17 protein-coding genes and 2 pseudogenes are annotated in these 19,338 nt (G+C 65.8%); 18 read left to right on the plus strand and 1 reads right to left on the minus strand.

What is annotated here, in order from left to right; translation table 11 throughout:
- The first annotated feature begins 12 nt into the window (after positions 1-12).
- From soxX to ROSELON_RS10580, 12 genes and pseudogenes are all read left to right on the plus strand, one after another.
- Positions 13-489: a sulfur oxidation c-type cytochrome SoxX gene (soxX, locus tag ROSELON_RS10525; protein ID WP_025312360.1), complete on the plus strand. Its 477-nt coding sequence runs from the start codon at positions 13-15 to the stop codon at positions 487-489.
- Between the two features lie 29 nt (positions 490-518).
- On the plus strand, positions 519-941 hold the full coding sequence (gene soxY, locus ROSELON_RS10530) for a thiosulfate oxidation carrier protein SoxY (protein WP_025312361.1): 423 nt from the start codon (positions 519-521) through the stop codon (positions 939-941).
- Positions 942-965: 24 nt separating this feature from the next.
- Positions 966-1,295 (plus strand): thiosulfate oxidation carrier complex protein SoxZ, encoded by a 330-nt coding sequence (gene soxZ, locus ROSELON_RS10535; RefSeq protein WP_025312362.1) that lies wholly within the window; start codon positions 966-968, stop codon positions 1,293-1,295.
- 36 nt (positions 1,296-1,331) lie between these two features.
- Entirely contained in the window at positions 1,332-2,195 is an 864-nt protein-coding gene (gene soxA, locus ROSELON_RS10540; protein ID WP_084613766.1) for a sulfur oxidation c-type cytochrome SoxA, read from the plus strand.
- A 90-nt stretch (positions 2,196-2,285) separates the two neighbouring features.
- A complete protein-coding gene (soxB, locus tag ROSELON_RS10545) occupies positions 2,286-3,983 on the plus strand; it encodes a thiosulfohydrolase SoxB (RefSeq protein ID WP_025312364.1) in 1,698 nt (565 codons plus the stop codon).
- A gap of 32 nt (positions 3,984-4,015) precedes the next feature.
- Positions 4,016-5,290, plus strand: a complete 1,275-nt coding sequence (gene soxC / locus ROSELON_RS10550) for a sulfite dehydrogenase (RefSeq protein WP_025312365.1) — start codon at positions 4,016-4,018, stop codon at positions 5,288-5,290.
- 1 nt (position 5,291) lies between these two features.
- Positions 5,292-6,332 (plus strand): c-type cytochrome, encoded by a 1,041-nt coding sequence (locus ROSELON_RS10555; protein ID WP_038650365.1) that lies wholly within the window; start codon positions 5,292-5,294, stop codon positions 6,330-6,332.
- 4 nt (positions 6,333-6,336) lie between these two features.
- Positions 6,337-7,032 (plus strand): c-type cytochrome, encoded by a 696-nt coding sequence (locus ROSELON_RS10560; RefSeq protein WP_025312367.1) that lies wholly within the window; start codon positions 6,337-6,339, stop codon positions 7,030-7,032.
- A gap of 87 nt (positions 7,033-7,119) precedes the next feature.
- Positions 7,120-8,381 (plus strand): annotated as a pseudogene (locus ROSELON_RS10565) (FCSD flavin-binding domain-containing protein).
- A 70-nt stretch (positions 8,382-8,451) separates the two neighbouring features.
- The gene (locus tag ROSELON_RS10570; protein WP_025312368.1) at positions 8,452-8,892 is read left to right on the plus strand and encodes a DUF302 domain-containing protein; all 441 of its coding nucleotides are present in this window, start codon (positions 8,452-8,454) and stop codon (positions 8,890-8,892) included.
- An 8-nt stretch (positions 8,893-8,900) separates the two neighbouring features.
- Positions 8,901-10,124 (plus strand): 5-aminolevulinate synthase, encoded by a 1,224-nt coding sequence (gene hemA, locus ROSELON_RS10575; RefSeq protein WP_025312369.1) that lies wholly within the window; start codon positions 8,901-8,903, stop codon positions 10,122-10,124.
- 90 nt (positions 10,125-10,214) lie between these two features.
- Entirely contained in the window at positions 10,215-11,276 is a 1,062-nt protein-coding gene (locus ROSELON_RS10580; protein WP_025312370.1) for a YeeE/YedE family protein, read from the plus strand.
- 157 nt (positions 11,277-11,433) lie between these two features.
- Here the strand turns inward: ROSELON_RS10580 and ROSELON_RS17830 are convergent.
- Positions 11,434-12,783, minus strand: a pseudogene (locus tag ROSELON_RS17830) (helix-turn-helix domain-containing protein); the annotation flags it as partial.
- Between the two features lie 86 nt (positions 12,784-12,869).
- Between ROSELON_RS17830 and ROSELON_RS10590 the strand changes: the two are divergent.
- Genes ROSELON_RS10590 through ROSELON_RS10615 form a run of 6 tightly spaced genes read left to right on the plus strand, consistent with a single transcriptional unit; the run spans position 12,870 to position 19,290 of the window.
- On the plus strand, positions 12,870-14,072 hold the full coding sequence (locus ROSELON_RS10590; protein ID WP_025312373.1) for a pyridoxal-phosphate-dependent aminotransferase family protein: 1,203 nt from the start codon (positions 12,870-12,872) through the stop codon (positions 14,070-14,072).
- Positions 14,073-14,096: 24 nt separating this feature from the next.
- On the plus strand, positions 14,097-15,038 hold the full coding sequence (locus ROSELON_RS10595) for an HpcH/HpaI aldolase/citrate lyase family protein (protein WP_025312374.1): 942 nt from the start codon (positions 14,097-14,099) through the stop codon (positions 15,036-15,038).
- Between the two features lie 51 nt (positions 15,039-15,089).
- Positions 15,090-16,268: a malate--CoA ligase subunit beta gene (locus ROSELON_RS10600; protein WP_025312375.1), complete on the plus strand. Its 1,179-nt coding sequence runs from the start codon at positions 15,090-15,092 to the stop codon at positions 16,266-16,268.
- A 12-nt stretch (positions 16,269-16,280) separates the two neighbouring features.
- Positions 16,281-17,177, plus strand: coding sequence for a succinate--CoA ligase subunit alpha (sucD, locus tag ROSELON_RS10605; protein WP_025312376.1), 897 nt, complete (start codon positions 16,281-16,283; stop codon positions 17,175-17,177).
- Positions 17,174-18,052: an FAS1-like dehydratase domain-containing protein gene (locus ROSELON_RS10610; protein WP_245605326.1), complete on the plus strand. Its 879-nt coding sequence runs from the start codon at positions 17,174-17,176 to the stop codon at positions 18,050-18,052. Before sucD ends, ROSELON_RS10610 begins: the two co-directional genes overlap by 4 nt.
- On the plus strand, positions 18,049-19,290 hold the full coding sequence (locus ROSELON_RS10615; protein WP_025312378.1) for a CoA transferase: 1,242 nt from the start codon (positions 18,049-18,051) through the stop codon (positions 19,288-19,290). The genes ROSELON_RS10610 and ROSELON_RS10615 overlap by 4 nt, the downstream gene beginning before the upstream one ends.
- Positions 19,291-19,338 lie beyond the last annotated feature (48 nt).

The following is a 19,338-nucleotide window of genomic DNA, read 5'->3' on the forward strand; positions in this document are numbered from 1 at the left end:
AGGGAGGACAAATTGACGCGCAAACTGCTTTTGGCGGCCGCTCTGGGCGTGGCCGCAACGGCGCTTCATGCCGATGTGATCGCACCGGATGATGTCGCTGCAAACGAATATGGCGAGGTTGAGGTTTCTCTGACCGGCGTACCGGGGGATCCGGTCCGCGGCGAAGAGGTGATGACCAACCGGGGCTTGGGCAACTGCATTGCCTGCCACCAGGTGACCGCGCTGGACGATTATCCGTTTCATGGAGAGGTGGGGCCGACGCTGGATGGTGCGGCCGATCGCTGGACCGAGGCCGCCCTGCGCGGCATGCTCGTGAATGCCGACAACATCTTTCCGGACTCGGTGATGCCCTCGTTCTATCGGGTCAGCGGCTTTGTCCGGCCCGGCAACGGCTACACGGGGCGCGCGGCCGAGGGGCCGTTGTCGCCGATCCTCGAGCCGCAGCAGATCGAGGACGTGATCGCCTATCTGATGACGCTCACCGAATAAGGTCGGGCCGAGAAAGGAGTACTGAGAGAATGGAAATGAACCGCAGGCAATTCGTGGGCACCGGCGTTGGCGCCGCAGCCGCGATCACGCTGTTGCCCGGCATGGCAAGCGCCGCGCTGGTCGACGACGCCATCAACGCCTTTACCGGCGGCGCCGAGGCGGGCAGCGACGGGATCACCCTGATCGCGCCCGAGATCGCCGAGAACGGCAATACCGTCCCGATCGAGGTCGATGCCCCCGGCGCCGAGGCGATCATCGTGCTGGCCGCCGGCAACCCGAACCCCGGCGTGGCCACGTTCAACTTCGGCCCGGCCTCGGGCGCGCAGGCGGCCTCGACCCGGATCCGTCTGGCCGGCGAGCAGGACGTGATCGCGATCGCCCGCATGCCCGACGGCACGTTCCGTCGCGCCCAGCAGGAAGTGAAAGTCACCATCGGCGGCTGCGGCGGCTGAGGTCAGGCATAAGGAACACGAGAAATGGCAGACAATGTTACCCCCCGTGTGCGTGTCCCGCGTGAGGCTTCGGCCGGCGACGTGGTGTCGATCCGCACCCTGATCAGCCACCCGATGGAAAGCGGTCAGCGCCGTGATGGCGACGGCAACGTCATTCCGCGCTCGATCATCAATCGCTTCACCTGCGATTTCAACGGCGAGAACGTGATCGACGTCACGATGGAGCCGTCGATCTCGACCAACCCGTATTTCCAGTTTTCGGCGGTCGTGAACGAGACGGGCACCTTCAACTTCACCTGGTATGACGACGACGGGTCCGTCTACGAGGAAACCGCCGACATCACGGTCGCCTGATACGCGCCGGTCATCGCAGGGAGGAGGCGAACGACCATGAAAACCATGAAGAAAGCACTCGCGCTCGGCAGCGTGGCAGCCATGGCCCTTGCGGCCTCGGCGGTGACGCTGTCGGCGGACGAGGACGCGGATCTGACCGTGAACGGCGAGATCGAGATGATCGTGCGCACGAATGCACCCGATCACCTCGATGGACATCTCGACATGATCTACTCGGGCTGGACCTTCCGGTCGAACGAGACCCAGGCCATGCAGATGGACGATTTCGACAACCCGGCCATGCTGTTCGTCGAGCAGGGCGAGGCGTTGTTCAACACGGCGATGGGGCCCGATGGCGCCAGCTGTGCGGGATGCCATGAAAACGCCGAAAGCCTGTCGGACGTGCGCGCCGTCTATCCCCAGTGGGATGAGGAGCGTGGCGAGGTCCAGACGCTGACCATGCAGATCAACGAATGCGTGACCGAACGGATGAACGCCGAGCCCCTGGGCTGGTCCAGCCGCGACATGGTCAATCTCGAGGCGCTGATCTCCTCGGTCGGTCGGGGTCAGGTGGTCAATGTCGCCATCGACGGTCCGGCACGCGAAACCTGGGAACGGGGCCGCGAGATCTACTATACCGAGTACGGTATTCTCGAAATGAGCTGTGCCAGCTGCCATGAGGTAAATTATGGCAACTACATCCGCGCAGACCATCTGAGCCAGGGTCAGATCAACGGCTTTCCGACCTATCGCCTGAAGAACGCCCGCCTGAACTCGACGCATTCGCGCTTCCGCGGCTGCATCCGGGATACCCGTGCGCATACCTTTGCCGAGGGCAGCCCCGAGTTCATCGCGCTCGAGCTGTATGTCGCCTCGCGCGGCAACGGCCTGACGGTCGAAGGCCCTTCGGTCCGCAACTAACCCGCCACAAAAGGCCCGCCGCGGAGACATCCGGGGCGGGCCTTGCGCCCAAAAACATTCAAAAACCTGAATAAAACCAGAGGGTGAATCATGATCTCCCGCCGCCACTTTCTCCAGGCCGCGCTCGCCACCTCGGCGCTCTACGGTGCATCGGGCTTCGGCAACTGGGCCCGCCTGGCCGCGCAACAGCAACTGACGCAGGATGACCTGATCGGCGGCGGTGGCACGGGCAATGTCACCCTGATCCACATCACCGACATTCACGCCCAGACCCAGCCGATCTATTTCCGCGAGCCCGAGTTCAACCTCGGTGTCGGCGAGATGACCGGCCTTGCGCCGCATATCGTGGGCGCCGATTTCCGCGCCGCCTACGGGATCGAGCAGGGCAGCGCGATGGATTACGCGCTGACCTTCAGCGATTTCACCTCGCTCGCGCGGACCTACGGCCGCATGGGCGGGCTGGATCGCATCGCCACGGTCATCAACGCTATCCGCGCCGACCGCCCCGAGGCGCTGCTGCTGGACGGGGGCGACACGTGGCAGGGCTCGCTGCCCGCGCTGCGGACGCAGGGCCAGGACATGGTCGATCTGTTCAACGCGCTGAACGTCGACGCCATGACCTCGCATTGGGAATTCACCCTCGGCGCCGATCGCGTGAACGAAATCGTCGAGGGCGGCAACCTCGTCCCGGCCTTCCTGGGCCAGAACATCTTTGACGCGATGTGGGATGAACCCGTCTACGAGGATTACCGCATCTACGAACGGGGCGGCACATCCGTTGCCGTGATCGGGCAGGCCTTTCCCTACATGCCGATCGCCAACCCCTCGTGGATGTTCCCCGATCTCAGCTTCGGCCTGCGCCGTCAGCGCATGGCCGAGGTTGTGCAACAGGTCCGCGGCGAGGGCGCCGAGGTCGTTGTCCTTCTCTCCCACAACGGCTTTGACACCGACCGCAAGATCGCCGCGGACGTCCCCGGCATCGACGTGATCCTGACGGGTCACACGCATGACGCGCTGCCCGAACCGGTGCAGGTCGGCAATACCTTCCTGATCGCGTCGGGCAGCCACGGCAAATTCGTCAGCCGCGTCGATCTGGACGTTCAGGACGGTGCGATGCGCGGCATCGAGCATCGCCTGATCCCGGTTTTCTCGGATGTGATCGCGCCGGATCCCGAGATGTCGGCGCTGGTGGCCGAAACGCGCGCGCCCTTCGAGGCCGAGATGTCCGAGGTGATCGGCCAGGCGGGCTCGCTGCTGTATCGGCGCGGCAATTTCAACGGCACCTGGGACGACGTGATCTGCAACGCGCTGATTTCGCAGCGGGATGCACAGATCGCGCTCAGCCCCGGCTTCCGCTGGGGGGCCAGTGTCATTCCGGGCCAGGACATCACCCGCGAGGATATCTTCAACGCCACCGCGATGAGCTATCCAGAGGCCTACCGCAACGAGATGACCGGCGAGTTCCTCAAGATCGTGCTCGAGGATGTGGCCGACAACATCTTCAACCCCGACCCCTACTACCAGCAGGGCGGCGACATGGTGCGTGTCGGCGGCATGGGCTACCGGATCGACCCGCTGGCCGAACAGGGCAACCGCATCACCAACATGACCCTGCTCGAAACCGGCGAGCCGATCGACCCCGCCGAAACCTACGTCGTTGCCGGCTGGGCAAGCGTGAACGAAGGCACCGAGGGGCCGGCGATCTGGGATGTGGTGGAAAGCCATATCCGCGAGGTCGGTACCGTGAACATAGACCCCAACAACACCGTGGACGTGGTGTCGGGCTGACCGCCCCGACCGCCCATCGAAAAGGAGTCGTCATGTCCGACAAGAAATCCTTCTCTCCGTCGCGCCGCACTTTCCTGACCGCTTCGGCGGCGGCAGGCGGCGCATTGGCCAGCGGCCAACTGGTGCACGCCCAGGCCGCAACGCCCGATCCGCTGATCACCGAGGCCCAGCCTTGGCGCCAGTATCTCGGCGCCGGTGTCGATGCGGCCCCCTATGGCATGCCCTCGCCCTATGAAAGCGAGGTGGTGCGCCGCACGGTGCCATGGCTGACTGCCGATCTGGTCAGTTCGATCAACTTCACGCCGCTGCACGAGCTGGACGGGATCATCACCCCCAACGGCATCTGCTTCGAGCGTCACCACGGCGGCGCGGCCGAGATCGACCCCGCCGATCACCGTCTGATGATCAACGGTCTGGTGGACACGCCGATGGTCTTCACGATGGAAGACATCATGCGCTTCCCGCGGGAGAACCACGTCTACTTCCTGGAATGCGCGGCCAATACCGGCATGGAATGGGCGGGCGCGCAGCTCAACGGCTGCCAGTTCACCCATGGCATGATCCATAACGTGGAATATACCGGCGTGCCGCTGCGCCTGCTGCTGGAAGAGGCCGGGGTGCAGACGAATGGCCGCTGGCTGCTGGCCGAGGGGGCGGATGCCGCGGGCATGACCCGTTCGATCCCGATGGAAAAGGCGCTGGACGACTGCCTTGTGGCCTTCAAGATGAACGGCGAGGCGCTGCGCGTCGAACAGGGTTATCCGCTGCGCCTGGTCGTGCCTGGCTGGGAAGGCAACATGTGGATCAAGTGGCTGCGCCGTCTCGAAGTGGGCGACGAGCCCTGGCACCACCGCGAGGAAACCTCGAAATACACCGACCTGCTGGAGGATGGCGACGCGCGCCGCTTCACCTGGGTGATGGATGCCAAGTCGGTCATCACCAACCCCAGCCCGCAGGCCCCGATCCTGCATGGCCCCGGGCCGACCGTTCTGACCGGCATCGCGTGGTCGGGCCGCGGCACCATTCCGCGCGTCGACGTCACGCTGGATGGGGGGCGCAATTGGCACCAGGCGCGCATGTCGGGCCCGTCGCTCGATAAGTCGATGCACCGGTTCTACTACGAGTTCGACTGGGACGGCTCGCCGCTGTTGCTGCAATCGCGGGCCATCGATTCCACCGGCTACGTGCAGCCGACCAAGGAACAGCTGCGCGAGTTCCGGGGCGAGAACTCGATCTACCACAATAACGGGATCCAGACCTGGTTCGTGAACGAAAATGGCGAGGCCGAAAATGTCGAGGTCGGTTGATATGTTGAAAACACTCACGCTGGGGGCCGCCCTGCTGGCCGGGACCGCCACGATCGCCGTGGCCCAGGACAGCGCCGCCTCGCGCGAGGGGGGCTTTGGCCTCGGGCGTGCGGCGCTGCCCGAAGAGGTCGCGGCCTGGGATTGGGACGTGCGCCCCGATGGCACGGGCCTGCCGGTGGGCGAGGGCGATGTCTGGACTGGCGAGGAGTTGTTCGTCGATTACTGCTCGGCCTGTCATGGCGATTTCGGCGAGGCGGTCGGCCGCTGGCCGGTTCTGGCGGGCGGGCAGGGCACCCTGACCCACGAGGACCCGACCAAGACGATCGGGTCCTATTGGCCCTATCTCTCGACCGTGGTCGACTATGTCTATCGCGCCATGCCCTACGGCCAGGCCGAGTCGCTGACCCCGGACGAGACATACGCCATCGTCGCCTATCTGCTGAACCTCAACAATGTCGTGGACGACGATTTCGTGCTGTCGAACGAGACGTTCCACGATGTCGAGATGCCCAATGCGGGCGGGTTCTTCATGGATGACCGCGACGAGACCGAGGTGGCGGCCTGGACGCGCGAGCCCTGCATGACCGACTGCACCGACGGGGCCGTCGAGATCACCATGCGGGCCACCGTGCTGGACGTGACCCCCGACGAAGAGGGCGACGACACCGCGGCGGCCGAGCCGGTGGTCGAAGAAAACCCCGTCGAGACCGGACCCAGCCCCGAGCTGATCGCCGCCGGCGCCGGGATCTGGCGTCAGTGCCAGGCCTGTCACGAGGTGGGCGAAGGGGCCCGCAACCGCGTCGGCCCGGCCCTGAACGGGATCGTCGGCGCCGATGCCGGCGCGCGCGAGGGGTTCCGGTATTCGCCCGCCTTCCGCGAGGCGGCCGAGGACGGCCTGGTCTGGACCGAGGAAAACCTGATCGCCTATCTGCACGATCCGCGCAGCTTCATGCCGCGCAGCCGGATGGTGTTCAACGGGATCGAGGCCGATGAGGATATCCGCGCGGTTCTGGCCTACATCATGTCGGAAACGCCGCAGTAATCCGATGGGCGCACGCGTTCTGACAGCGATCGTTCTGCTGACGGCCGGCATGGGGTCCCCCGCGCTGGCCGAAGGTGACCCCGAGCGGGGGCGGGAACTCTACCGCCCCTGCGCGGCGTGCCACATGATCGGAGATGGCGCGATCAACCGGATCGGGCCGCATCTCAACGGCATCGTCGGGCGTCCGGCCGGCGTGGCCATGGATTACCGCTATTCCGAGGCCCTGATCGACGCCGCGTCCGAGGGGCTGGTCTGGACGGCGGCCGAACTGGACCGGTTCCTTGCCGAGCCCAACGATTACATCGCCGGCCTGCGGATGGTCTTTCGCGGCATCCACAACGAACAGGATCGCGACGACCTGATTGCCTATCTCAGGGCCGAGGGGGGCACCCCCGACCCGGTCTTTGCCAATGCCACCGCCGTGCTGCTGGCCCCCAGCGACGAGGTGCTGGGCATCCTGCGGATCCAGGGCGACGCCTATTACGGCGAATACCTGTCGGCGGAATGCACGGCCTGCCACCGGCCCGAGGGCGGAGACGACATCCCGTCGATCGCGGGGCTGGCGCCGCTCGATTTCATCGACGGACTTGTTGCGTATCGCTCCGGAGAACGCGATCATCAGGTCATGCAGACGATCACGGCGCGACTCGGCGATGAGGAGATCGCCGCGCTGGCTGCTTACTTCGAAGCCGCCAACTGAGAGCGGACGCATACCCGGCCGAGGAGGGACGGGTTCACGCAACGCCCCGGCGGTGCAACCCGGCCGGGGAAGTGGGAGGAAGACACCATGACCATCAACAGACGTGCTTTTCTGGGCACGACGGCCGCCCTGGCCGCGACGCTGAGTGCGCCGATGATTGCGCGCGCGCAGACCGCGCCGCGTGTCGTCGTCGTGGGCGGCGGGGCCGGTGGGGCCACGGCCGCGCGCTACGTCGCCAGCGGGTCGCGCGGGGCCATCGACGTCACCCTGGTCGAGCCGACACGCGCCTATTACACCTGCTTCTTCTCGAACCTCTACCTCGGCGGCTTCCGCGAGTTCGACAGCCTCGGGCATACCTATGGTGGCCTTGCGGCGGGCGGGATCAACGTGGTCCATGACTGGGCCACCGGCGTCGATCGCGAGGCGCAGACCGTCACGCTGGCCGGTGGCGACGTGCTGCCCTACGACCGGCTGGTGCTGAGCCCCGGCATCGATTTCGTCGAGGACAGCGTGCCGGGTTGGTCGACGGCGGCGCAGAACGTCATGCCCCATGCCTACAAGGGCGGCAGCCAGACCGAGCTTTTGAAAAACCAGATCATGAACATGCGCGAAGGCGGCGTCTTTGCCATGGTCGCGCCGCCCAACCCCTATCGTTGCCCGCCGGGTCCGTATGAGCGGATCTCGATGGTGGCGCATCTGCTGTCCGAGATGAACCCGACCGCGACGATCCTGGTCGCCGACCCCAAGGAGAACTTTCAAAACAGGGTCTGTTCGAGGACGGGTGGGAACGCCATTACCCCGGCATGATCCAGCGCATCGGCCCGGATTTCGGCGGCGGCAACGTCACCGTGGACCCGGCGGCCATGACGATCAATATCGACGGCCAGGTCGAGCAGGTCGATGTCTGCAACGTCATCCCGGCGCAAAGGGCGGGGGGCATCGTATTCGCCGCCGGCATTAACGAGGGCAACTGGGCCCCCGTTTCGGCCTATGACCTGTCCAGCCGGATCGATCCGAACATCCACGTTCTGGGCGATGCGGCCGCGCAGGGCGCGATGCCCAAATCGGGCTTCTCGGCCAACAGCCAGGCCAAGGTGGCGGCAAACGCTATCGTGGCGGCGCTGACGGACGGGCGGGCCTTCCCGCCGCGCTTCGCCAATACCTGCTGGTCGCTGATCGCGACCGATGACGGGGTCAAGGTCGGCGCGACCTATGAGGCGACCGATGATGGCATTGCCAGCGTCGACAGCTTCATCAGCCAGGTCGACGAGACGCCCGAGACCCGCGCCGAAACCTACCGCGAAAGCCTCGGCTGGTACGACGCGATCGTCGAGGACATGTTCACCTGATCCCCCTTTCATCGGCCGGGCGGTGGCGGAAACACCGCCGCCCGGTCCCCCAACCCATGGGACGGCACCTATGAAGAAGGCACTGGCATTCTGCGCGGCGATGATGGCCACCGCGACGGCAGCTTCGGCACAGCACGCGATCACCTTTCCCTTCGATGGCAGTTTCGAAGACGCGACCTTTGCGGTCGAGAATGCGATCATCAATCGCGGCCTTGTCATCGACTACACCAGCCATGTCGGCGAGATGCTGAACCGCACCGCCGAGGATGTGGGCGCGGGCGATGCCGAGCCGATATTCGACAATGCCGATATCTACCTTTTCTGCTCGGCGGCGATGTCGCGCCGGGTGATGGAAGCCGACCCGATGAATATCGTGCACTGCCCCTATTCGATCTTCGTGATGGAGATGGACGGGCAGGTCCTGCTGGGCCACCGCGACTACCCGGACGGCCCCATGCAAGAGGTCGAGGCCGTGCTTGACGCCATCATCCTCGAGGCGCGCGGACAGTGACGGAGGGAATGGATTACGACGGATTTTTTAGCGCCGAACTGGAGGCCCTGAAAGACGAGGGGAATTATCGCTGGTTCGCCGAGCTTGAACGCAAACGCGGGGCTTTTCCGCGCGCCGTCAATCGGCATGAGGGCGGCACGCGCGATATCACCGTGTGGTGTTCGAACGACTACCTGGGGATGGGGCAGCACCCCGACGTGCTTGCCGCAATGCATGATGCGCTGGACGCCACCGGCGCGGGCGCGGGCGGGACGCGCAACATCTCGGGCACGACCCATGCCCATGTCGCGCTTGAGGCCGAACTGGCCGATCTGCATGGCAAGGAGGCCGCGCTACTGTTCACCTCGGGCTATGTCTCGAACTGGGCGGCGCTGGGGACCTTGGCGGCGCGCCTGCCGGGCTGCGTCGTGCTGTCGGATGCGGGCAACCATGCCTCGATGATCGAGGGCATCCGCCATTCCCGCGCGCAAAAGCTGATCTGGAAGCATAACGATCTGGTGGATCTCGAGGCCAAGCTGGCCGCGCTGCCCGCCGATTGCCCCAAGATCGTCGCCTTCGAATCCGTCTATTCCATGGAGGGCGATATCGCGCCCATCGAGGCGATTTGCGATATCGCCGATCGTTTTGGGGCGATGACCTATCTCGACGAGGTCCATGCCGTGGGTCTTTACGGCCCGCGCGGCGGCGGCATCGCCGAGCGCGAGGGGCTGATGGACCGCCTGACCGTGATCGAAGGCACGCTTGGCAAGGCGTTCGGCGTGATGGGCGGCTATATCGCCGGCTCGGCCGCGCTGGTCGATTTCGTGCGCAGCTTTGCCAGTGGGTTCATTTTCACCACAGCGCTGCCGCCAGCCGTGGCCGCCGGGGCCTGTGCCGCGGTGCGTCATCTCAAGCAAAGCGAGCGCGAACGTGCGCAGCATCAGGCGCGCGTAGCCGACGTGCGCGCGCGGCTGGATGCCTTGGGCATCCCGCATCTGGACAATGACAGCCACATCATCCCCGTCATGGTCGGGGATCCCGTGAAATGCCGTTTCATCTCGGACCGGTTGATGGCCGATCACGGCATCTATCTCCAGCCGATCAACTACCCCACGGTGCCCAAGGGCACCGAGCGTCTGCGCATCACGCCCTCGCCCGTGCATGGCCCGGCGGAGGTGGACCGTCTCGTCGACGCGCTTGGCGATCTTTGGGCGCAATGCCAGCTTGCGCGCCGTCCGGTCGCGGCCCAGTGAGGCCGGGCCGGTGATCTGCGCACCTTGAGCCAAATCAACGCACGCGCCGGTCGGATGGTATAAGACACGCTCCAATCTGGAGACGCGCTGATGTTGGAAAACCTGCTGATCACATGGGGCGAACCGCTGGTGCTGGGTGGTGCCGGGGCGCTGACAGGTCTGCTTTTCGGCTGGGCCGCGCAACGCTCGCGGTTTTGCCTGCGGGCGGCCACGGTCGAGGTGGCCGAGGGGCAGGCGGGCTCGAAACTGGCCATCTGGCTGATCGTGTTCGCCACCGCCGTGATGCTGACGCAACTGGCCATCGCGACCGGCATTCTGGACGTGCGCGATGCCCGCCAACTGGCCGCGACCGGCAGCCTGTCGGGCGCCATTGTCGGCGGGCTGATGTTCGGGATCGGCATGGTGCTTGCGCGCGGCTGTGCCAGCCGTTTGCTGGTCTTGTCGGCGACGGGCAACCTGCGGGCGCTGGTCACCGGGTTGGTCGTGACCCTTGTGGCGCAGGCCAGCTATACCGGCGTGCTTGCGCCGTTGCGTGAACAGATCTCGCAAATGTGGCTGGTCGGCGGCAGCGCCCGCGACCTTGGCCCGGTGCTGGGGCTGGCGCATGGACAGGTGGCGGCGGTGGCCGGTCTTGGGCTGCTCGGGGCCGTGGTTCTGGCCTGGCGGCGTGCGGTCAGCCTGGGTGTCATGATCGCGGCGTTTTTCGTGGGCGCCGCCGTGACGCTGGGCTGGGTGGCGACCTATGCCATCGCCTCCAATTCCTTCGAGATCGTGCCGGTCCTGTCGGTGACCTTCACGGGCCCGGCCACCGATACGCTGATGGCCCTGGTCACGGAACGCTCGGTCGTGCTCAGCTTCGGGATCGGCCTTGTGCCGGGCGTTTTCGTTGGCTCGGGCACGTCGGCCCTGCTGGCCCGCGAGTGGAAGCTGGAACGCTTCGGCCCCGACACGCCGATGGAGCGCTACCTGATCGGGGCGACCCTGATGGGGTTCGGGGCCATGCTGGCCGGGGGCTGCGCCGTGGGCGCGGGTGTCTCGGGGGGCGCGGTCCTGTCACTGACGGCCTGGACGGCGGTGTTCTGCATGTGGCTGGGGGCCATCGCGACGACGCGCATGCTGAACCGCGCCGGGCCAGCCCCCGCCACGGCCTGAACGCGGGCGATCCCGGCCACCCCGGCCGCTGCCGCCGGTCTCTAGCTGGCATACCGGGTCGCGCCGCGCCGTTTTTCGTCGACCGGTTCCGAAGGACCACCGCGTTATGGGCGCGCTGGTCGCAATTCACCCGCGGGCAGATACGGCAGTTGATGCCGATCGGCGTCGGATGCGTGTGACTGGCGCGCAGATCCTCGCCATAGCCGATCTGGTCCAGATGTTCGGTCGCGCAGCCCATGGCGACGGCGAGGCGCACATCCTGGTTGTGGCGCGTTACGCTGGGGCGGTCGACCGTGCGCGAAAAGACGAAAAACTGGCTGGCATCGGGCATCTCGACGAATTGCGGCACGATGCGCCCCGGTGTCCGGAACGAGGTGTGCACGTCCAGCCGGGGGCAGGCGCCGCCATATTCGGCCAGATGGAAATCGGTCGCGTTGAAGCGCTTGGTGACATTTCCGGCCTTGTCCACACGCAGGAAGAAGAACGGCACGCCCTGCGCGCCCGAGCGCTGCAGCGTGGTCGCGCGGTGGCAGGCCTGTTCGAAACTGACCCCGAAGCGCGTGGCCAGATGGTCGAAATCGTATTTACAGCTCAGCGCCTCGGACAGGTATGGGCCATAGGGCATCAGCACGGCCGCGGCGAAATAGTTGGACAGTTCGACCCGACAGCGCGCCAGGCCATGCGCATCGTCGATACCCGATTGCGCCAGGATCGTGTCCAGCATCCCTTTGTGTTCGATCAGACCTGCCACATGGACTAGTTGGAATACCCGGTTGGGATGGTCCAGCGCCTCGGACAGCAGCACCTCGCGCCGGTCTTCGTCGTATTCGCGCAAGGAATCGGGCATGTCGTTGACGGTGACCAGCCGCACGCGCAGGCCCAGCCTGTCCATCAGACGTGCCTTGAGGGCGGCGTAGATATCGTCCGGCTCGACGCGGCGACCGTCCCAGAAGGTTTCCGCCGCCTGTTCCAGCGCCTCGAAATAGTTGTGATGGCGCCGGAAAAAGTTGTGGACCGCCGCCTCGGGCGAGGTGGTCAGCATCTGCGCCGCATCGCCCGAGCCGCCCGCGACACTGGCCAGTTGGTCGGTCGCGGCCAGATAGGCGCGGTGCAGCTTCAGGAACGAGGCCACCAGATCCGGCGCGTGGATCTGTGCGGCCCGCATCTGTGTAAGGTCGGGTCGATTGGCCTCGAAGAAACTGTCCTGCAAGGCGGCGCGCAGATCGGCCAGAACGGCGGTGTCGTCGTCTTCCGCGATCTCGCGCCAGTCGACCCCATAGACATCGAACAGTTTCAGCAGCACCGGCACCGAGACGCTGCGTTCGTTCTTTTCCAGCAGGTTAACGTAGGAGGTCGAGATGCCAAGCGCCTTGGCCATCTGGGCCTGTGTCTGATCGTGGTCCAGCCGCAGGCGGCGCAGACGGGGGCCGATGAAGGTTTTCAGCATGCCTTTGTATCCAGAAAATTTCACAAGTTTACAGATTTTATAGCATGTAAATTCTCGCATTTACAGCAGGACCCGGAAAGATTTCACTCGCGCCCGCAAATTGGGCAAACGTGGGTGCAAGCCACAGGCGAAAAAGGACTCAGCCCATGAAAACCGGTCAGACCCATCTCTTCATTCCCGGCCCCACCAATGTGCCGGATGACGTGCGCCGCGCGATGAATATCGGCCAGCAGGACATGCGCGCGTCGGATTTCGGGGATCTGACCATCGGTCTGTTCGAGGATCTCAAGCAGGTTTTTCGCACCCGCACCGGCGAGGTGTTCCTGCTGCCGGGGTCCGGCACCGGCGCGTGGGAAGCAGCAATCACCAACACGCTGAACCCTGGCGACAAGGTCCTGATGGCCCGCTACGGCCAGTTTTCCGACCTGTGGGTGCAGATGGCGCAGCGCCTTGGCCTCGAGGTCGAGGTGATCGACGTGGCCTGGGGCGCAGGCGTGCCGGTGGCCGAGTTCGAGCGTCGCCTCGGCGCCGACACGCGCGACGAGATCAAGGCGGTGTTCGTCACCCATAACGAAACCGCGACCGGCGTCGTGTCGGATGTGGCGGCCGTGCGCCGGGCGCTCGATGCGTCCTTCCACGATGCGCTGCTCTTCGTGGATGGCGTCAGCTCCATCGGGTCGATCGATTTCCGCATGGATGACTGGGGCGTCGACCTTGCCGTGACCGGCAGCCAGAAGGGGCTGATGTGCCCCGCCGGTCTGGGTATTCTGGCGGTCAGCGCCAAGGCGGCCGTCGCGGCAAAGACCTCGACCATGCGCCGCGCCTTTTTCGAGTTCGAGGATATGCGCGCCATGAACGCGGGGGGCTATTTCCCCTACACGCCGCCCACCATGTTGCTGCATGGCCTGCGGGCCGCGCTCGACCGGATCTTCGCCGAGGGGTTGGACGAGGTCATCGCACGCCACGCCCGCCTGGCCGAGGGCATCCGCCGGGGCATCCATGCCTGGGGTCTCGACCTCGTGGCCGAGCACCCGTCGCTCTATTCGAACACCGTCTCGACAATCCGCACCCCCGACGGGGTCGATGCGCGCGAGGTGATCCGGATCGCCTATGACGAGATGAACACCAGTTTCGGCTCGGGCCTCGGGCGTCTGGCGGGCAAGGCGTTCCGCATCGGGCATCTGGGTGACCTGAACGAGGGGATGTGCCTGACGGCCCTGTCCATCGCCGAGATGGCGCTGGTGCGCGCAGGCGCGCAAATCCCGATGGGCGCCGGCGTGGCCGAGGCGCAGAGGCATTTCACAGGGGTGGCGACGGCGCAACCCAGGCTGCGCATCGCGGCCGAGTAACAGACTGTAAAAAGGAAGAAACCCGTGTCTCACACGCTTCACCCGCTGCGGCGGCAACGGCTGCATCGTTCCGAACTGGCCGTGCCGGCCTCGAACCCCGCGATGGTCGAAAAGGCAGCCGAAAGCGCCGCCGATGTCGTGTTTCTCGACCTCGAAGACGCCGTCGCGCCCCCCGAGAAGGAACAGGCGCGCAAGAACGCCGTGCAACTGCTCAACGACATCGACTGGAACGCCAAGGGCAAGACGGTCAGCGTGCGCATCAACGGGCTCGATACCCACTACATGTATCGCGATGTGGTCGACATCATGGAGCAGGCCGGCGACCGGCTGGACACGATCCTGGTGCCCAAGGTGGGCGTGCCCGCCGACCTGTATATGGTCGAGGCCATGGTCAACCAGATCGAGCAGGCCCGCGGACAGGAAAAGCGCGTCGGCCTCGAGGCGTTGATCGAAACCGCGCTTGGCATGGCCAATGTCGAGGCCATCGCGCAATTCGGCGGGCGGCTGGAATGCCTGCATTTCGGGGTGGCTGATTATGCGGCGTCGATGCGGGCGCGAACGGTCAATATCGGCGGGCTGAACCCGGATTATCCGGGCGATCAGTGGCACGCCTCGATCACGCGGATGGTGATCGCGTGCCGTGCCTACGGGCTTCGCGCCGTCGATGGCCCGTTCGGCGATTTCAGCGATCCCGAGGGCTACAAGGACGGCGCGCGCCGCGCCGCCGCGCTGGGCTGCGAGGGCAAATGGGCGATCCACCCCAGCCAGATCGAACTGGCCAACGAGGTCTTCAGCCCGCCCGAGGCCGAGGTGACGCGCGCCGAGCGCATCATCGAAGAACTCAAGAAAGCCGAGGCCGAGGGGCGTGGCGCTGCCAGCCTCGACGGCAAGATGATCGACGCGGCCAGCGAGAAGATGGCCCAGAACGTGATCGACGTGGCCCGCGCCATCGCGGCCAAGTCTTAACCTAGCGGCGGCGCGCGCCCGATGCGCGCGCCCGGATCGGAGGGAAAGAAGATGGATATTCACGAATACCAGGCCAAGGAAATCCTTGCGGGGTTCGGGGTTCCCGTCCCGCGTGGCGGTCTTGCCTATTCGCCCGAACAGGCGGCCTATCAGGCCCGGCAACTGGGCGGCGACGCCTGGGTGGTCAAGGCGCAAATCCATTCGGGCGGCCGTGGCGAGGCCGGCGGCGTCAAGGTCTGCCGCTCCGAGGCCGAGATCCGCGACTATGCGCAATCCCTGCTGGGCACGCAGTTGGTGACCAAGCAGACCGGCGCGGGCGGCAAGGGGGTCTATCGCCTCTGGGTCGAGGAAGCGACCGACATCGCACAGGAGATCTACCTGGGCTTCGTGCTCGATCGGAAAACCGAACGGATCATGATCGTGGCCTCGGGCCATGGCGGCATGGCGATCGAGGAATTGGCCGAAAGCGACCCCGACAGCCTGGTGCGCATGGTGATCGATCCGGCCACCGGCCTGGTCGAATACCAGACACGGGAACTGGCGTTCAAGCTGGGGCTCAAGGGCAAGCAGATCGGCCAGATGGTGACCATGCTGCGCGCCTGCTACCGCGCCTATCGCGATCTCGACGCCATGATGGTCGAGGTCAACCCGCTGGCCATTACCGGCACCGGCGATCTGGTGGCGCTGGATGCGAAGATGAGCTTCGACACCAATGCGCTTTACCGCCGCCCGCAGGTCGAGGCGCTGCGCGATACCAGCCAAGAGGACGCGCGCGAGGCGATGGCCGCCGATAACGGCCTGGCCTATGTCGGCCTCGATGGCGACATCGGCTGCATCATCAACGGCGCCGGTCTGGCCATGGCGACGATGGACATGATCAAGCTGGCCGGCGGCGAACCTGCAAATTTCCTCGATATCGGCGGCGGGGCCAGCCCGGAACGCGTCGTGACGGCGTTTCGCACGGTTCTGACCGATCCCAAGGTCGAGGTGATCCTCGTCAACATCTTCGCCGGCATCAATCGTTGCGACTGGATCGCGAAAGGGGTCGTTCAGGCCTACGAGGAGGTCGGCCTGACCATTCCCGTCGTGGTGCGCCTGTCGGGCACCAATGTCGAAGAGGGGCGGCGCATCATCGAGACCTCGGGCTTGCCACTGATCTCGGCCGAGACACTGGCCGGCGCGGCCGAGGCCGCCGTGGCCGCCCGCCCGCATCCCGTTGCCGCCGAATAAGGAGACAGAACCATGGCTATTCTGATCACCGAGACCACGAAAGTCCTCGTGCAGGGGATGACCGGCCGCATCGGCCAGTTCCACACCCAGGAAATGATCGACGAGGGCACGAATGTCGTGGCCGGCGTCACCCCCGGCAAGGGCGGCACCACCGCGCTTGGCCGGCCCCAGTTCGACACCGTGCGCGAGGCGGTCGAGGCCACCGGGGCCGAGGCGTCGTTGTTGTTCGTGCCGCCGCCCTTTGCCGCCGACGCCATGATGGAGGCCGCCGATGCGGGCATCAAGACCTGCGTCTGCGTCACCGACGGTCTGCCCGCGCAGGACATGATGAAGGTCAAGCGCTTTCTCCGCCGCTACCCGCGCGAAAAGAAGATGCGCCTGATCGGGCCCAACTGCGCCGGCATCATCAGCCCCGGCAAGGGGTTCATGGGGATCATGCCGCCGCATATCTACAAGCCCGGCCGCGTGGGTATCGTGGGCCGCTCGGGCACCCTGGGCTACGAGGCCGCCAGCCAGATGTCGGCGCTCGGCATCGGTATTTCGTCCTCCATCGGGATCGGCGGCGACCCGATCAACGGCTCGTCCTTCCGCGACATTCTCGAATTGTTCGAGGCCGACCCCGAGACCGACGCCGTGATGATGATCGGCGAGATCGGCGGCCCGCAAGAGGCCGAGGCCGCGCAATTCGTCCGCGAGCACATGACCAAGCCGGTCGTGGCCTATGTCGCGGGCCTGTCCGCCCCCAAGGGCCGCAAGATGGGTCACGCGGGGGCCATCATCTCGGCCTTTGGCGAAAGTGCGCAGGAAAAGGTCGAGATCCTGCAGGAGGCCGGCATTACCGTTGCGCCCAACCCCTCGGTCATGGGTGAGACCGTGGCACGTGTTCTTGGTGTAAAGGCGGCCGCATGAGCCGCGTGGAGACATTTCCCATGGTCGCAATGCGCGAGGCCGAGGAGTGGGTCGGCCGGACCGAAGAACGCTGGGGCTGTCTGACGCCGGAACTGGCCGGCATGATGAGCGCCGCCGTCTCGCACCCGCTGTCGCTGCGGCGGGATGTGCGGCGTGGCTGCCTGATGCCTCGGCTGTGGCACTGGGCGGCCTTTCCGGAATTCGTGCCGCTCAGCCAACTGGCCGAGGACGGGCATCCGAAACTGGGCGATTTCCTGCCGCCGCTGGCCTTCAAGCGGCGGATGTGGGCGGCGGGCAAGCTGTCGTTCTCCGGTTCGCTGCGCATCGGCGAACGCCTGCGGCGCATCTCGACCATCAAGTCGGTGACCCCCAAGACGGGGGGCACCGGCGATATGGTCTTTGTCACGGTGACCCATCAGATCGAGGGCGAGACGGGCTGCTTCGTCGAGGAAGAGCAGGATATCGTCTACCTGCACATCCCCGACGAGTTCAAAGCGCCAAAACGCATTCCCGAACTGGAAACGCCCGATTTCGACGAGACCGTGCCAATCAACGAAGCACGGCTTTTCCGTTTCTCGGCGGCCACCTACAATGCGCATCGCATCCATTACGACCTGCCCTATGCGCGCGAGGTCGAGAAGTATCCGGCCCTTGTCACACACGGGCCGATGCAGGCTATCATGCTGATGGAGACGGCCAAGCGTCATGTGGGAGAACCGCCAAGGCGCTTTCGCTTTCGTGGCGTGCATCCGATGTTCCACAGCCATGATCTGCGGCTTCAGGGGCGCCTCGCGCCAGGTGGGAAATCGATGGATCTGGGAACGGCAGCGCCCGAGGGCTACCTCGGCATGCAAGCAACGGCGGAGTGGGACTGATGGGAATTCTCGATGGTATGCGCGTGGTCGAAGGTTCGGCCTTTGTCGCTGTTCCGCTGGCGGGTATGACGCTGGCGCAGATGGGGGCGGATGTGATCCGTTTCGACCGGTTGCAGGGGGGCCTCGATGCGGGCCGTTGGCCTGTGACCCGCGACGGCCAAAGCCTGTTCTGGGCCGGCCTGAACAAGGGCAAACGGTCTATCGCGATCGACATGAAACACCCGCGCGGGCGCGAGATCATCACCGAGATCATCACCGCGCCAGGCGAGGATGCCGGCCTGTTCATCACCAACCTGCGCGTGCGCGGCTGGATGGACCACGAAACCCTGTCGGCCCGCCGCCCCGACCTGTGCATGGTCACGCTGATGGGTGACCGCCACGGGCGTCCGGCGGTCGATTATACCGTCAACCCGGCCATCGGTTTTCCCGAGGCGACCGGCCCCGAAGGCTCGACCGAGCCGGTGGCCCATGCCCTGCCGGCCTGGGACTGCATTGCCGGCAACATGGTGGTCAGCGCACTGCTGGCGGCCGAACGCAAGCGCCTGCGCACGGGGCAGGGCAGTGCCGTGGACCTGTCGCTCAAGGATGTGGCGGCCGCCATGCTGGGGCATCTGGGCATCATCGGCGAGGTCGAGGTGAACGGCGTGTCGCGGCCCAAATCGGGCAATGCGCTTTACGGCGCCTACGGGCAGGATTTCCTCTGCGCCGATGGCGAGCGCGTGATGGTGATCGGGCTGACCGACCGGCAATGGCGCGGCCTGCTGAACGTGACGGGCACGACCGAAGACATGGCCGCCCTGGAAACGCGCCTTGGGGAAAGCCTGCGCGACGAAGGCGCGCGGTTCCGCCATCGCCACGCCATCACCGAGGTGCTGCGCCCGTGGTTCGCCGCCCGCAGGCTGGCCGATTTCGCTGCGCATTTCGACGAGGCCGGGGTGACGTGGTCGATCTTTCGCGACTTTGCTCGCGCCGTGGCCGAGGACCCGGATCTGTCGCTGGACAACCCGATGTTCAGCCGGATCGAGCAGCCGGGCATCGGCACCTTCAAGGTGCCGGGCACGCCGTTCTCCTTTTCCTCGGAACCACGCGAGGCGCCGCGTGCGGCGCCGGCCCTCGGCGCGCATACCGAGGCGATCCTGGGCGACGTGGCGCGCTTGCCCGATAGCGAGATCGCCGCGCTGTTCGATCAGGGGATCGTGCAACAGGCCCCGGCCAGCGAGGTGCAGCTGGCCTGTTGATCCGGCAAAGGGTTGCGCCGTGCCTGCGCACGTCGCCCGGGCAAGCGC

Source organism: Roseibacterium elongatum DSM 19469 (genome assembly GCF_000590925.1).
In the GTDB taxonomy this organism is placed as follows: domain Bacteria; phylum Pseudomonadota; class Alphaproteobacteria; order Rhodobacterales; family Rhodobacteraceae; genus Roseibacterium; species Roseibacterium elongatum.

Excerpts from the sequence above, each read along its gene's own strand:
- ROSELON_RS10570 (WP_025312368.1), top strand. The coding sequence starts at position 8,452 with ATGAAGAAGGCACTGGCATTCTGCGCGGCGATGATGGCCACCGCGACG.
- soxZ (WP_025312362.1), top strand. The coding sequence starts at position 966 with ATGGCAGACAATGTTACCCCCCGTGTGCGTGTCCCGCGTGAGGCTTCG.
- ROSELON_RS10580 (WP_025312370.1), top strand. The coding sequence starts at position 10,215 with ATGTTGGAAAACCTGCTGATCACATGGGGCGAACCGCTGGTGCTGGGT.
- soxA (WP_084613766.1), top strand. The coding sequence starts at position 1,332 with ATGAAAACCATGAAGAAAGCACTCGCGCTCGGCAGCGTGGCAGCCATG.
- ROSELON_RS10600 (WP_025312375.1), top strand. The coding sequence starts at position 15,090 with ATGGATATTCACGAATACCAGGCCAAGGAAATCCTTGCGGGGTTCGGG.
- ROSELON_RS10560 (WP_025312367.1), top strand. The coding sequence starts at position 6,337 with ATGGGCGCACGCGTTCTGACAGCGATCGTTCTGCTGACGGCCGGCATG.
- soxC (WP_025312365.1), top strand. The coding sequence starts at position 4,016 with ATGTCCGACAAGAAATCCTTCTCTCCGTCGCGCCGCACTTTCCTGACC.
- sucD (WP_025312376.1), top strand. The coding sequence starts at position 16,281 with ATGGCTATTCTGATCACCGAGACCACGAAAGTCCTCGTGCAGGGGATG.
- hemA (WP_025312369.1), top strand. The coding sequence starts at position 8,901 with ATGGATTACGACGGATTTTTTAGCGCCGAACTGGAGGCCCTGAAAGAC.
- ROSELON_RS10555 (WP_038650365.1), top strand. The coding sequence starts at position 5,292 with ATGTTGAAAACACTCACGCTGGGGGCCGCCCTGCTGGCCGGGACCGCC.
- soxB (WP_025312364.1), top strand. The coding sequence starts at position 2,286 with ATGATCTCCCGCCGCCACTTTCTCCAGGCCGCGCTCGCCACCTCGGCG.
- ROSELON_RS10590 (WP_025312373.1), top strand. The coding sequence starts at position 12,870 with ATGAAAACCGGTCAGACCCATCTCTTCATTCCCGGCCCCACCAATGTG.
- ROSELON_RS10610 (WP_245605326.1), top strand. The coding sequence starts at position 17,174 with ATGAGCCGCGTGGAGACATTTCCCATGGTCGCAATGCGCGAGGCCGAG.
- soxY (WP_025312361.1), top strand. The coding sequence starts at position 519 with ATGGAAATGAACCGCAGGCAATTCGTGGGCACCGGCGTTGGCGCCGCA.